General features: G+C 49.3%; 14 protein-coding genes and 1 tRNA gene. 11 read left to right on the top strand and 4 right to left on the bottom strand.

Annotation, left to right across the window (positions count from 1 at the left end):
* Positions 1-224, bottom strand: a 224-nt coding sequence (locus tag RW114_RS10365; protein WP_340122673.1) for a phage integrase N-terminal SAM-like domain-containing protein, incomplete at its 3' end; no start/stop codon positions are given.
* A 539-nt stretch (positions 225-763) separates the two neighbouring features.
* Between RW114_RS10365 and RW114_RS10360 the strand changes: the two genes are divergently transcribed.
* The 10 genes from RW114_RS10360 (at position 764) to RW114_RS10315 (ending at position 5,273) form a co-directional block, all read left to right on the top strand.
* On the top strand, positions 764-1,033 hold the full coding sequence (locus tag RW114_RS10360; protein ID WP_340122672.1) for a hypothetical protein: 270 nt from the start codon (positions 764-766) through the stop codon (positions 1,031-1,033).
* A 113-nt stretch (positions 1,034-1,146) separates the two neighbouring features.
* The gene (locus tag RW114_RS10355; RefSeq protein WP_340122671.1) at positions 1,147-1,482 is read left to right on the top strand and encodes a type I restriction endonuclease subunit M; all 336 of its coding nucleotides are present in this window, start codon (positions 1,147-1,149) and stop codon (positions 1,480-1,482) included.
* Positions 1,483-1,565: 83 nt separating this feature from the next.
* The gene (locus RW114_RS10350; protein ID WP_340122670.1) at positions 1,566-1,862 is read left to right on the top strand and encodes a hypothetical protein; all 297 of its coding nucleotides are present in this window, start codon (positions 1,566-1,568) and stop codon (positions 1,860-1,862) included.
* A 139-nt stretch (positions 1,863-2,001) separates the two neighbouring features.
* Positions 2,002-2,496: a RadC family protein gene (gene radC, locus RW114_RS10345; protein ID WP_340122669.1), complete on the top strand. Its 495-nt coding sequence runs from the start codon at positions 2,002-2,004 to the stop codon at positions 2,494-2,496.
* Entirely contained in the window at positions 2,493-2,618 is a 126-nt protein-coding gene (locus tag RW114_RS10340; RefSeq protein ID WP_340122668.1) for a hypothetical protein, read from the top strand. The genes radC and RW114_RS10340 overlap by 4 nt, the downstream gene beginning before the upstream one ends.
* Positions 2,619-2,728: 110 nt before the next feature.
* Positions 2,729-2,935: a hypothetical protein gene (locus RW114_RS10335; RefSeq protein ID WP_340122667.1), complete on the top strand. Its 207-nt coding sequence runs from the start codon at positions 2,729-2,731 to the stop codon at positions 2,933-2,935.
* Between the two features lie 156 nt (positions 2,936-3,091).
* Positions 3,092-3,253, top strand: a complete 162-nt coding sequence (locus RW114_RS10330) for a hypothetical protein (protein ID WP_340122666.1) — start codon at positions 3,092-3,094, stop codon at positions 3,251-3,253.
* Entirely contained in the window at positions 3,250-3,783 is a 534-nt protein-coding gene (locus tag RW114_RS10325) for a hypothetical protein (protein WP_340122665.1), read from the top strand. Before RW114_RS10330 ends, RW114_RS10325 begins: the two co-directional genes overlap by 4 nt.
* 189 nt (positions 3,784-3,972) lie before the next feature.
* On the top strand, positions 3,973-4,353 hold the full coding sequence (locus RW114_RS10320; protein WP_340122664.1) for a hypothetical protein: 381 nt from the start codon (positions 3,973-3,975) through the stop codon (positions 4,351-4,353).
* Complete coding sequence (locus RW114_RS10315; RefSeq protein ID WP_340122663.1) at positions 4,353-5,273, top strand: tyrosine-type recombinase/integrase; 921 nt, start codon at positions 4,353-4,355, stop codon at positions 5,271-5,273. The genes RW114_RS10320 and RW114_RS10315 overlap by 1 nt, the downstream gene beginning before the upstream one ends.
* Positions 5,274-5,332: 59 nt before the next feature.
* On the opposite strand, the gene RW114_RS10310 is transcribed toward RW114_RS10315, so the two are convergent.
* The 3 genes from RW114_RS10310 to RW114_RS10300 form a co-directional block, all read right to left on the bottom strand.
* Positions 5,333-5,408 (bottom strand) — tRNA-Thr (locus RW114_RS10310).
* 53 nt (positions 5,409-5,461) lie between these two features.
* Positions 5,462-7,627 (bottom strand): YgiQ family radical SAM protein, encoded by a 2,166-nt coding sequence (locus tag RW114_RS10305; protein ID WP_340122662.1) that lies wholly within the window; start codon positions 7,625-7,627, stop codon positions 5,462-5,464.
* A complete protein-coding gene (locus tag RW114_RS10300; protein ID WP_340122661.1) occupies positions 7,627-8,436 on the bottom strand; it encodes a spermine/spermidine synthase domain-containing protein in 810 nt (269 codons plus the stop codon). Before RW114_RS10300 ends, RW114_RS10305 begins: the two co-directional genes overlap by 1 nt.
* A gap of 602 nt (positions 8,437-9,038) precedes the next feature.
* Here RW114_RS10300 and dnaE point away from each other — a divergent pair.
* Positions 9,039-12,533: a DNA polymerase III subunit alpha gene (gene dnaE / locus RW114_RS10295; protein WP_340122660.1), complete on the top strand. Its 3,495-nt coding sequence runs from the start codon at positions 9,039-9,041 to the stop codon at positions 12,531-12,533.
* The last annotated feature ends 87 nt before the right edge of the window (positions 12,534-12,620 follow it).

Below are 12,620 nucleotides of genomic sequence, written 5' to 3'. Positions count from 1 at the left end.
GCCGCATTCAGGGAAATAGACGAAATGCCGTGATCGACCAGATACAACTGATAACGGCGTAAATCCTCGGCGCTGGCGGTATCCGGCGAGCGCCCCAGGAAACTCGAGAAACGCTTTACAACTCGAACATAGCTGGACTGGGTTTTGGGGGAAAGTTTGCGCATCCGCATGTCATCGATCATGCGTAAGCGCAACGGGGTAATGGGTTTAATTGTCGAAGTCATGACACTGCTCCTATCTTGAAACAAGGCAATTCGCCTTATTTCTTAACATAGGGAACAGTTACACTCTTTCAATCACCGGGAGGCTTAAAATCGCAGCCACCATAGCGCGTAGCGGTTTAGTCCTTTGGCCGTCAACTGTCTGTTAAAATACCTTATCTTTGTTTATTGCCAATGGCAGCTTTTTGCATTATGCAGATGATGAACTAGATCAAAAATAACCCCAAACTCCTGACAGCCTATTCTCAATAGAGCGTATTTAAACCTTAGTCCTCCAATATTATTTAGAGTTTATATGATCTCAAGTTATTGATTATAAACTAAAATATCTTAAATATTGATTGACATTTAAGACCCGCTATGTTATATTATATTTACGGCAATACTGTTCAATTTTTGCCGCCAATGTCCCTCCATCACATTCAACAATCATCGCGTTTGTCACCTTAATCATCGGGTTTGAACACCTGTGAGCTTTCGTGCGCGCGTAGGTTTTTGTGCGCCTGGAGGAATTTATCGAATGTTGTTCTATGGAGATCATTATGACGACACCTTCAATCACAACCAAACTTGCTCCTGCCATTGATGTCCTTGCTAAATGTCTGACGCAAACCAGTGAAAATTATCAGCAACTGTTGAATCAGCCTGACTCCTATGATTCCTGTCTTGAGGCGGGTCGCAGTATGCGGCGGCTGTCCAAACATTATACCGAGGTGGTGCTTGCGGCGTTGCCTTACCAGTCGGTATTAGACGAGGACACCGAAGAGTGGGAGGACGACAACGAGTTACCTTTTGAAGAGGATCCGGATTAAATCAAGGTCTATTGGCCACTGATTTACAGCGTTATTGATGTGGCACGACGACTATTTCTTTACCGAATCGGCACCGTGCCTTTGATGCAAACCTTTAATTACCGGAGAACTTTATGGAATCTACAACCACCACATCGACCACACAGGCTAAACCACGTTTCGAGCTCGGCCAGTTGTGTTACACGCCGGGCGCGCAGGATGTCATGCAGCGCTACCAAATCAGCCCTTTTCAATTGATCGCTCGTCATGTAACAGGCGATTGGGGCGATGTTTGTCCCGAGGATGCGCAAACCAATGAGGAAGCACTTCAAGAAGGTTCGCGTATTTTCTCGGTGTATGTGCTGCCACCACCGTTGTCCGAAGGCGAAACGTTGTCGGCTGCCAAGGTCTGGATAATAACCGAAGCAGACCGGAGTGTGACCACTATTTTGTTACCCGAGGAATATTGATTCGATGAATTCAATAGTCATCCATCGAACAAGATCACTCTTGTTCGTTTCTTATTTTATTTAATCCATTTGGAGATACACCCATGACCCAGAAAAATGAAACCCCAGCCGAATCAAAAGCTGCATCTGAAGCCAAGAACGGTTCGGCAAAACCAACAGAAACCCTGAGCACTTCGCCTGAGCAGGAGAAACCTTCCTCCAGCGCTGGTCGTGCTGTAACAGGCAGCTTATCGCCGGAACTGACTGAACTGGTGACGGAATTGCGCGATACGGTGAAGCGTATTGATCCTCGCAGACATACGGAAAAGACCTTACGCCGTTCGTTATCTAGCGTCAGCGACATTCTGGCCGACATCGATAAGCTCTACCTTCAGGACTAGATCTTCGGTTCCTGTAACCCTTTCTTGTCAATTGCCAGCCTTCTGGTTGGTTGACAGGCCTTTATAAAACCGGACGTGACTCTACCCGATGGGCAACTCTGCTCAGGGTTAGTCACGTCCATTGATTAGGAGAAACCACATGACTAACCCCTTTCAGGTAAACGAAACCTCAGGCCACTTTGAGGTCCTACGCCCAGTTACCACCGCCGAAATCCTGACCATGGCCAAGAAGCTGATCAAACACAAGTTCGTTCGTGGACAAACCTTGACCAGTCCTGAGGCAACACGGGACTTCTTGATGCTGGAACTTGCCCTGTTGGAATACGAGGTATTTTATTGCATCTTTCTCGATAACCAGCATCGTGTCATAAAAGCCGAATGCTGTTCCAAAGGCACCATTGACGGTGCCAATGTTTACCCACGCGAGGTATTGAAACGCGCGCTGAAGATCAACGCCAAGGCTCTGATTCTAGCTCATAACCATCCTTCGGGTTTGGCAGAACCCAGTGAGGCGGATCGGGCAATCACTCGCCGCCTAATCGACGCCTTAGGTTTGGTGGATATACGAGTGCTGGATCATTTCATTATCGGCGGCACGGAGCATTTCTCTTTTGCCGAGCACGGGTTGTTATGACGCTGACGCCTATGAATCTCGCTTGCAACGCCATCAAAAAACGGCAGTATCGACATATCATGGCGGCTATATTGACGCATATTATCGTATGGGGGCATTACGTTGCGGAGACTGCGGTATGACGACGAAACAGCGCACCCCCGTATATACGGACATTGCGTTGACGGCACTGTGTCGCATAGACGGGCTACGTCGATAGTTTGCCCCCATCGATCGACGGTCGATGCGTTCCTTGTTACAACAAGTTACAGAATGGTCTGAGCCTTTGGATCGCAACACACTAACTTGTTCAAGGTATTTACGCGATTATCTGGAGAATCCCGATGGCAGCATGCGCTTTGAAACCGTTGGTTTTTGGGTTTTGCCATTGGAAACAGCCATGAAGAACGCTCATCACGATGAGTCAGGCTTTTGGGAGAGATGGGCCGAAGACTTTTAATTTGCAGGATCTCACACCGATAGCAGAGGTCAACCGCAAACGAACCACACAACAAATATCTGATACGGACTTTCGCCGTTAGATGTTTATCGCCAAGCAGTTTGTAAGGCACTTCCGCTGCGCAAACAACCCAATCCACCCTTTTAGGAGAAACCAATGACTAACCAAAGTGTGCAAAAAAATCCATCGTTTAATCTCGGCAGGACAGTAACACCAGGAACTATAGAAGCCTTCCAGGCCAACCGGTCAACGGTAACGTTAATATACATTAACATGCATGTAAGGTGGCCGCATTACCGCAAAGGGACTGCGTTATGACGCGCATAACGACATCAACCCGCACAACACAATATCAACAGTCGCCGTCTTGCGTCGCATTGACGCTCTATCTCGCCATTTTGGCACCCAGCGGTCGCAGGTCGATGCGCTCATTATTGCAGCAAGTGGCCTTATTGAACGAATGGTCAGGATCTTTGGAACAGATGCCGTGGCTGACATTACGTTATGAGCAGGTTTCCACGGTTCGTACTGAGTTACGACAGGCCAATAAGTCGCCTAATACCATCAACACAACCCTGGCAGCCATTCGAGGTGTCTTGAAATCTGGCTTTTTATCAGGCCACTTTCCGGCGCTGGAATGGCAACGCATACAAGTCATTGACCGCATTCCAGGAAAATCCTTGCCAGCAGGTCGTCATTTACGCACGACCGAGATCATGAGCACATTTAGACCACTTCATTGTATGACCGACGGCATATCAAAACACAGCGGAAATCGATGGCGAACTTTTGCTTTTGACTGCAAATCGTGCAGGAAAACTTGCGTGAAAACACCTTCGGTAAAATAGACAAGTAGTCATTCGGCAAAATAGGCAAATCGCCATTTTTACGGGAATTCTTTGTCAAATTAAGGTTAAAAACATTTTTTTTTATTTCGACGCATAACAGTTTGCCAAAAACACCGTAAAAACGGGGGGTAAACGCTATTTTTTGAAAACTGTAAATGAATTGCACCACTAACTATTGCGGTGCAGTTTATGTCACTAAAAAAACCAGAAGCATTCAATTACATCCTTCCAAGAATCATCCGCATCAGAGATGCACCGTTCTATCTCGGAATGGACAAAAACCGTTTTAACGCAGAAGTAAGGCCTTCGCTAACCGAGTTGAAAATCGGTACGCAGGGTGTTGCTTTTGATCGCCTTGAATTAGATGCCTGGGTCGACGACTTAATCATTCGGATCGGCAAACCCGGCACACGCAAACTGGAGAAAGAATCATGGGACGCAAAAAAACATCAGGCCTCGTCAAAAGGGGCGAACTCTGGCACATCGACAAAGTCATCAAAGGTCGACGCGTTTGCCAAAGCACTGGCACAAGTGACCAAGAAGAAGCCGAAAGCTTCCTCGCGCACTTAATGGAAGAAAATCGGCAGGCAACGGTTTATGGCGTTCGTCCGAAGAGAACCTTCAGAGAGGCGGCAACTAAATATTTATTGGAGTCACAAAAAGCCAGCCTTAAGGACGACGCTTTGCATCTACGGTTGCTAGATGAATATATTGGCGACATGCCCATAGAGTTGGTACACATGGGAACCTTACAAACCTATATCGAAATGCGCCGGACACAAGGTGTTAAGAGTAGGACCATCAACTATGCTTTACAGACCGTCAGACATATTTTAAATCTGGCGGCATTGGAATGGCGGGATGAATATGGCTTGACCTGGTTGGTAACTCCGCCGAAGATCAAGCTGCTTACTCAGCAAGATGCCAGGGAACCCTATCCAATGTCACGGGAGGAGCAAACTCGGTTGTTTAATGAGTTGCCTGAGCACTTGGTAAAGATGGCTGTATTTAAGGTGAATACCGGATGTAGAGAGCAAGAGGTTTGTTCATTACGCTGGGAATGGGAAGAACGCATTCCAGAACTCAACACCAGTATTTTTGTTATACCTGCCCATACCGTAAAAAACAGAACCCGGCGCGTGGTTATTTTAAATAGTGAGGCAAAGGCGGTGATTGACCAGCTACGGGGACAACATCCTGAATTTGTCTTTACCTATAAAGATCATCGCGTCCTGACTATGAATAATTCGGCGTGGCAGAAAGCGAGAAAACGTGTGGGTTTAACGCAAGTGAGAATTCATGACCTAAAGCATACTTTTGGGCGGCGCTTGAGGGCAGAGAATGTATCGTTTGAAGATCGGCAGGATTTATTGGGTCACAAGTCGAGCAGGATCACGACGCATTATTCGTCGGCGGAATTGGGGAATCTGATTGCGGCTGCCGAAAAGGTCTGCGTAATCAAAACACGCAAAAGTCACGCAACGTTTTAGACAGGCATAAAAAAAGGAAATCAAAGGCATTATAACCCATTGATTTCCTTTAGTATTCTTGGAGCTGGCGATGGGAATCGAACCCGCGACCGGCTGATTACAAATCAGCTGCTCTACCGACTGAGCTACACCAGCTAAGAAGCGAGTATTATACACAATAATTTTGCTTTGCCTAGTCCTTTTAAGGATTATTTTTGCTTTCTTCCTGGTTTATTTTTGTTGCCCGAATGGGGTTTGGTTTTTCCGCTACGATTATTGTCCAGTCCGGTATGTTTGGTTTTAAAGTATTGAGTTTTCTCAGGCGTTTCTAGCGTGCCTTTGGGCTGAAAGGTGGGAATCAAATGCTGTTTGCCATTGCCGATTAAATCGCTGCGACCCATGTCTTTTAATGCTTCGCGCAACAACGGCCAGTTCTTGGGGTCGTGATAACGCAGGAAGGCTTTGTGCAGACGGCGTTGCTTAAAGCTTTTGGGTATGGCGATGTCTTCAGCAAAGCGGCTGACTTTACGCAAGGTGTCTTTGCCGGAGTGATACATCGCGGTGGCGATAGACATCGGTGAAGGCAAGAATGCCTGCACCTGGTCGGCCCTGAAACCATTACGCTTTAGCCATAAAGCCAGATTAAGCATGTCGTTATCGGTAGTGCCGGGATGCGCGGCGATAAAGTAGGGGATCAGGTATTGTTCTTTGCCGGCTTCCTTGGAATACTGGTCAAACATTTCCTTGAAGCGGTCATAAGTACCCATGCCCGGCTTCATCATTTTGGATAGCACGCCTTGCTCGGTATGTTCCGGGGCGATTTTAAGATAGCCGCCGACATGATGGGTGACCAGTTCTTTGACATATTCCGGCGATTCTACGGCCAGATCGTAACGCAGGCCGGAGGCGATGAAGATTTTCTTAATGCCGGGCAAGGCTCGGGCTCTGCGATAGAGTTTAATCAGCGGCGTATGATCGGTATTCAAATTAGGACAAATGCCGGGGTAAACGCAGGAGGGCAAACGGCAAGCGGCTTCGATTTTTGGATCTTTGCAGGCCAGTCGATACATGTTGGCGGTAGGTCCGCCTAAATCTGAAATATGGCCGGTAAAAGCGGGAGAGGTGTCGCGGATGGCTTCAATTTCCTTGATGATCGAGTCTTCCGAGCGGCTTTGGATGATTCGTCCTTCATGCTCGGTGATTGAGCAGAAGGTGCAGCCGCCGAAACAGCCGCGCATGATGTTGACCGAATGCTGGATCATTTCAAAGGCGGGCACGTTGGCGTTGCCGTATTCTTTGTGCGGCACGCGGGAATAGGGCAAGTCGAACACGCCGTCCATTTCTTTGGTGGTCAGCGGAATCGGGGGCGGATTAATCCACACCTGCCGGGTTCCGTGCAGCTGAATCAACGGGCGCGCATTGCCGGGGTTGGTTTCGCCGTGCATGACGCGTGAGGCGTGGGCATACAGTATCGGGTCTTCTTTTACCGTTTCGTAGGCAGGCAGGCGGATAACGGTTTTTGAGCGCTGCTTTCTGAGCAACAATTTATCAAACTGAATGACTTTTTCGTCGGTCTCACTTTGTGCCGGTTTTTTATCGCACGCAGGCTGTTCCTGGTACGGGTCGATAGGCACCATTGCCGCGCCCGGTTTATCCACATCGGTGGAATCTTTAACCGCCCAGCCTTCCGGTATTTGTTTGACGAAATGCACTGTGCCGCGTATGCCTTTCAGCTCCGATATGACCTCGCCGTTGGCCAAACGGTGGGCGATTTCGACGACCTGGCGCTCGGCATTGCCGTAAACCAGCAGGTCGGCTTTGGAGTCGAGCAGCACCGATTTTCTAACCTTGTCCGACCAGTAATCATAATGCGCGATGCGTCGTAAACTGGCTTCGATGCCGCCGATGATGATAGGCACGTCTTTGTAAGCTTCGCGGCAGCGGTGCGAGTATACGTTGACCGCACGGTCAGGACGTTTACCCGCCGCGCCGTCCGGCGTATAGGCATCGTTGGAGCGGATTTTTTTGTCCGAGGTATAACGGTTGACCATGGAATCCATGTTGCCGCCGGTCACGCCAAAAAACAGATTGGGTCGACCCAGCTTGCCGAAATCCTTGGCGCTGGTCCAGTCGGGTTGGGAAATGATGCCCACCCTGAATCCCTGCGCTTCAAGCAGTCGTCCAATCAGCGCCATGCCGAAGCTCGGGTGATCGATGTAGGCATCGCCGGTCACCAGAATCACATCGCAGGCATCCCAGCCGAGTTCGTCCATTTCAGCCTTGCTCATCGGCAAAACAGGGGCGATGCCGAAGCGTTGCGCCCAGTATTTGCGATAACTAAAAAGGTTGGGTTCGGTTGCTAAGGCGGTAGACATTATTTTTGTATCGAGTTGTTGATGACGCTGGAATTGTGTTTGGCGAGCTCTTTTAAATAAGCGATAAATTCAATCTGGTAAAGTTGCTCAAGAATGATGGCCCGGGTTCTCAAATCTTTCATCGAATAAAGCGGGGCCTCTTTGTTAAAGGCTAGGCCGATAATATTGCCTCGATCTCTGACCGGAAGAAACAGAATCCGCCAATCGAAAGTTTGTCCCAGCCACAGGGCAACCTGCCGGAATAAAGGCTTGTTAACGCCACCCCAAAGATTGATGACCAGCATGCCGTCTTTTTTTAATAACATTTTGCAGGCATCAAAAAACGCATGATTGCAGATCGATGGCGCCATGCCTTCATGGTCGAACGCATCGATAAACATCAGGCTGTATTGTTCGCTTTGGCTCTCGGTGCGTTGGCGTACATATTCCGCACCGTCAGAGATGATCACTTTCAGGCGCGAGTCGAGAGGTAGGCCAAAATGACTGCGTGCTATTTTAACCACGCTTGCCCTGTATTCTATAGCTTTTAAACGGCATTCCGGGAAATGATGCAGTAAATGCTTGGTTAATGAGCCGCCGCCCAAGCCGATAATCAAGGCATCGTCATCGAGCGTGGGTTTGAATAACAGCCAGCTGGTCATGGCCTGCACATAATTTAGATGCAGTTTGTCCGGTTCGGCCAGCAGCATGCTGCTTTGCCGGGGAAACGAGCCGAAGTGCAGTGACCTTACACCATCCTGCTCGACAACCTCTAAAATGCCGTCGTCATCGTGGCTTTCGTGGATAACGCGGCCTTCATATCTATACATATAAGTGGTAATTTCTTAAAAGATCAGTAAACCATTATACCGGAGAATAAGATTTAACTTGTGTGTGTTGATTGGGTTACTGTCGGCGACATTCAGCGAATGTAGCGGAAAGGAAAGAAGCATAGCTTGATTTGTTGGGCGCAATATCGGGCCGATATTTGGGCGCGAGCGGAACATATATGACTCGATGCCCCTTTTTTGAGTGTGTTCCGCCGGCGCATGACGCTAATCAGCCATCTTGGCCGATTTTTGCAATAATCACTTTTAAATGTTGCTCGCTGTCCTGGTTCACGTGGTAACGAACACCAAATTTTAGCCAGATGACCTCGGCAATCATGACACTGTTCCATATCCCACAATGACATCCATTCTCTTCAGTTCCTGATGTTGTAAACTCAACCAATTGCTTTTTGCTGCGCTTTAGTCGGTTTTCCTTTGCGTCCACATCCTTGATAAATTTTCTGAAAGTCTATAGCAGGTGAAACGTACAGGGTGTTTTGTTAATAGTTTTATGCTTGCTGTTATCTTGGTCCCCCGAAATCTTGCGAACAAGGTAAAATAGCTCATCCGTATAATGTAACGCGAACCCACTTTTCAGTCCCATGCAGCCGGCATTTGTCCATTTAAGACTCCACACCGAATTCTCCCTGGTGGACGGGATCGTCAAAATCAAACCCTTGGTCAAGCGTCTGGCTGAGTTAAATATGCCTGCGGTTGCGGTCACCGAGCACGCCAACCTGTTCTCACTGGTCAAGTTTTATAAAGCGGCATTAGGGCAGGGCATCAAGGCGATAGCCGGTTCCGATGTGTTGATTTTTAATCCCGAAGACCCCGCAACGCCGTATCGTTTGACCTTGCTGGTCAACAATCACAAAGGTTACATCACGCTGACCGAGTTGATTTCAAAAGCTTATCAGGAAGGCCAGCATCAGGGTGTGCCGATGCTCCGGCAGGAGTGGATAGTCGCCAATCATAATGGCCTGATTGCGTTGTCCGGCGCGATGAGCGGTGATATAGGCAAGGCGCTGTTAGCCGAAAACCCTGATGCGGCCAAGCGGCTGGCGGAGTTTTGGGGCGGATTGTTTGAGCAAAGTTTTTACCTGGAATTGCAAAGGGTCGGCAAACCGGACGAGGAGCGCTATATCGCCGCCGTCGTCGAACTGGCGCTGGCAACCGGTTTGCCTGTGGTGGCGACTAACGATGTGCGCTTTGTTCATCGGCAGGATTTTGCTGCCCATGAAGTGCGGGTTTGCATCAATCAGAGCCGGGTGTTGGATGATAGCCGTCGCCCCAAGGATTACACCGATCAGCAATATTTACGTAGTGTTGAAGAAATGCAGGCGCTGTTTGCCGATATACCCGAGGCGTTGGAAAACACCGTAGAAATTGCCAAACGTTGCAACCTGAAGCTGACGCTGGGCAAAAATTTCCTGCCCGATTTTCCGGTACCCGAAGGCATGAATCTGGGCGAGTTTATGGCCGATGAATCCATGAAAGGCCTGGAGCAACGGTTGCTGCATTATCCGGCAGTGGGCAAGGGTACGGACGAGGAAAACCGGGGCGTTTATTATCAGCGCCTGGATTTTGAGTTGAAGATGATTACCCAGATGGGTTTTCCCGGTTATTTCATGATTGTTGCCGACTTTATCCAGTGGGCAAAAAATAATTTGATTCCAGTCGGGCCGGGACGGGGTTCGGGTGCGGGGTCGTTAGTGGCTTACGCACTTAAAATCACCGACCTTGATCCTATCGAATTCGACCTGCTGTTTGAGCGGTTTTTGAATCCCGAGCGGGTTTCGATGCCCGACTTTGACGTCGATTTCTGCATGGATCGCCGGGACGAGGTGATCGATTATGTCGCCCGTCATTACGGACGGGATCATGTGGCGCAGATTATCACTTACGGTTCGATGGCGGCGAAAGCGGTTATTCGCGATGTCGGCCGGGTGCTGGGTTTCGGCTACGGTTTCGTCGATAGATTGGCCAAGCTGATTCCGTTTGAAATCGGCATGACGCTGACCAAAGCGCTAAAAGACAGCCCTGAACTGAAACAGCTTTACGATACTGAGGAAGAAGTCAAGGCGCTGATCGATATGGCGCTGTCGCTGGAAGGCACGGCCAGGAACGCGGGAAAACACGCCGGCGGCGTGGTGATTTCGCCGACCAAGCTGACCGATTTTACGCCGCTGTACTGCGATCAGGACGGCAATAACCTGGTCACCCAGTTCGACAAGGACGATGTGGAAGCGGTCGGTCTGGTCAAGTTCGACTTTTTGGGACTGCGCACGCTGACCATTATCGATTGGGCATTGCAGGATATTAATGCCAAACACAAACAACAAGGCAAGCCGCTGGTTGATATAACGACCATTCCCCGGGATGACGCGGCTTCTTATAAGCTGTTGACCAACGCCCAGACCACCGCCGTGTTCCAGCTCGAATCGCGGGGCATGAAGGAGCTGATCAAGAAGCTGAAACCTGATTGTTTCGACGATATTATCGCGCTGGTGGCGCTGTTCCGTCCGGGACCGCTGGAATCGGGCATGGTCGACGATTACATCAACGTCAAGCACGGAGCCAAAGCCGAATATGCGCATCCGTTGCTGGTACCTATTTTAAAGCCCACCAACGGCGTTATTTTGTATCAGGAACAGGTGATGCAAATCGCCCGTGAAATGGCGTTATACACGCTGGGCGGGGCGGACATGCTGCGTCGGGCGATGGGTAAGAAAAAACCGGAGGAAATGGCCAAGGAGCGGGACAAATTTACCGTCGGTGCCATAGAAAATCAGGTCGATGAAACTATAGCGACCTATGTGTTCGATTTGATGGAAAAATTTGCCGGTTACGGTTTCAATAAATCGCATTCCGCCGCTTATGCGCTGGTTGCCTATCAAACTGCCTGGTTGAAAGCCCATTTTCCTGCCGAATTTATGGCGGCGGTGTTGTCCGCCGATATGGACAACACCGACAAGGTGGTGATCCTGATTGAAGAATGCAGGCAGATGAAGCTGGAAACGCTTCCGCCCACCATCAATGTTTCAAAATACAAATTCACCGTTAACGATGAAGGCCATATCGTTTACGGTTTGGGCGCGCTAAAGGGGGTGGGCGAGGCGGCCATCGAAGAAATGCTGATAGAGCGGGAAGAACATGGACTATTTTCCAGCTTGTACGATTTATGCAAACGGGTCGATTTGCGCAAATTCAACCGGCGGGTTTTAGAGGCGTTGATACGCGCCGGGGCTTTCGATGAATTCGATCAGAATAGGGCAGGCCATTTGGCAGAGCTGCCGACGGTGTTAAAAGTCGCCGAGCAACACGGAAAAATGGCGAAAACAGGCCAGAACGATTTGTTCGGTCTGGCCGTTAATGCCGAAAATATCGATGATGCACATGCCTATTCCACTATGGTTGAGCCGTGGTCGGAAAATGAACGGCTGGCTGCGGAAAAGCTGGTTCTGGGTTTGTTTTTGACCGGGCATCCGATCAACCAATACGAGGCTGAATTAAGGCAGTTTACCAACGGAACCATAGAGTCGCTGCTGGCCAATGTGGAGCGATCCAAAAGCAGGAAGATGGAGGCCCGAACGGCCGGTTTGGTTGTCGAAGTGCGCACTCGGCAGACCAAGAGCGGTAAAACCATGGGATTTGCGACCATTGACGATCGAACCGGCAGACTTGAAATTGCGGCTTTTGGCGATGTCTACGAAAAATACCGGGGCATTTTCTCCCGGGACAGTCTGTTGATTGCCGAAGGGGCGTTGGGTGTTGACGATTATTTGGGGACGCTACGCTTAACGGTAGAGAAACTGTACAGCATGGAGCAGGCCAGGGAGGTTTTTGCTAGAGGGATTCAATTGGTGTGGCATGCGGCAGGCAATGAGTATGAAGATCATGACTATGTTACGAAGCTGATGGCTGCTCTGGAGCCTTTTAAGGGGGGCGGCTGTCCTGTGAGTATCAGTTATACCTCAACGGTTGCCAAAGCAAATCTGCAATTGGGTGATGAGTGGCGCGTCCATCCAACCGATGAATTGGTTGTGCGATTGAGAGCGTTGTCGGGGAGCGAGTCTGTAGAAGTTAAGTACAGGTGAGTATGAGGGTTAAAGTCGAAAGCATGAAGACTTGGGGGTATTTATCCTGCTTTTTTTCGTGAATTTCACGTCTTCGTGGTGAGTTAA

The sequence above is a fragment of the Methylobacter svalbardensis genome, assembly GCF_037671525.1.
GTDB lineage: Bacteria > Pseudomonadota > Gammaproteobacteria > Methylococcales > Methylomonadaceae > Methylobacter_A > Methylobacter_A svalbardensis.
The sequence above is the reverse complement of the archived record's forward strand: the minus strand, read 5'-3'. Positions and strand labels throughout refer to the sequence as shown.

What these genes read in the sequence shown, in the direction of transcription:
- dnaE (WP_340122660.1), top strand. Translation starts at nt 9,039, where the DNA reads ATGCAGCCGGCATTTGTCCATTTAAGACTCCACACCGAATTCTCCCTG.
- RW114_RS10330 (WP_340122666.1), top strand. Translation starts at nt 3,092, where the DNA reads ATGACTAACCAAAGTGTGCAAAAAAATCCATCGTTTAATCTCGGCAGG.
- RW114_RS10325 (WP_340122665.1), top strand. Translation starts at nt 3,250, where the DNA reads ATGACGCGCATAACGACATCAACCCGCACAACACAATATCAACAGTCG.
- radC (WP_340122669.1), top strand. Translation starts at nt 2,002, where the DNA reads ATGACTAACCCCTTTCAGGTAAACGAAACCTCAGGCCACTTTGAGGTC.
- RW114_RS10340 (WP_340122668.1), top strand. Translation starts at nt 2,493, where the DNA reads ATGACGCTGACGCCTATGAATCTCGCTTGCAACGCCATCAAAAAACGG.
- RW114_RS10360 (WP_340122672.1), top strand. Translation starts at nt 764, where the DNA reads ATGACGACACCTTCAATCACAACCAAACTTGCTCCTGCCATTGATGTC.
- RW114_RS10355 (WP_340122671.1), top strand. Translation starts at nt 1,147, where the DNA reads ATGGAATCTACAACCACCACATCGACCACACAGGCTAAACCACGTTTC.
- RW114_RS10300 (WP_340122661.1), bottom strand. Translation starts at nt 8,436, where the DNA reads ATGTATAGATATGAAGGCCGCGTTATCCACGAAAGCCACGATGACGAC.
- RW114_RS10350 (WP_340122670.1), top strand. Translation starts at nt 1,566, where the DNA reads ATGACCCAGAAAAATGAAACCCCAGCCGAATCAAAAGCTGCATCTGAA.
- RW114_RS10315 (WP_340122663.1), top strand. Translation starts at nt 4,353, where the DNA reads ATGGAAGAAAATCGGCAGGCAACGGTTTATGGCGTTCGTCCGAAGAGA.
- RW114_RS10320 (WP_340122664.1), top strand. Translation starts at nt 3,973, where the DNA reads ATGTCACTAAAAAAACCAGAAGCATTCAATTACATCCTTCCAAGAATC.
- RW114_RS10305 (WP_340122662.1), bottom strand. Translation starts at nt 7,627, where the DNA reads ATGTCTACCGCCTTAGCAACCGAACCCAACCTTTTTAGTTATCGCAAA.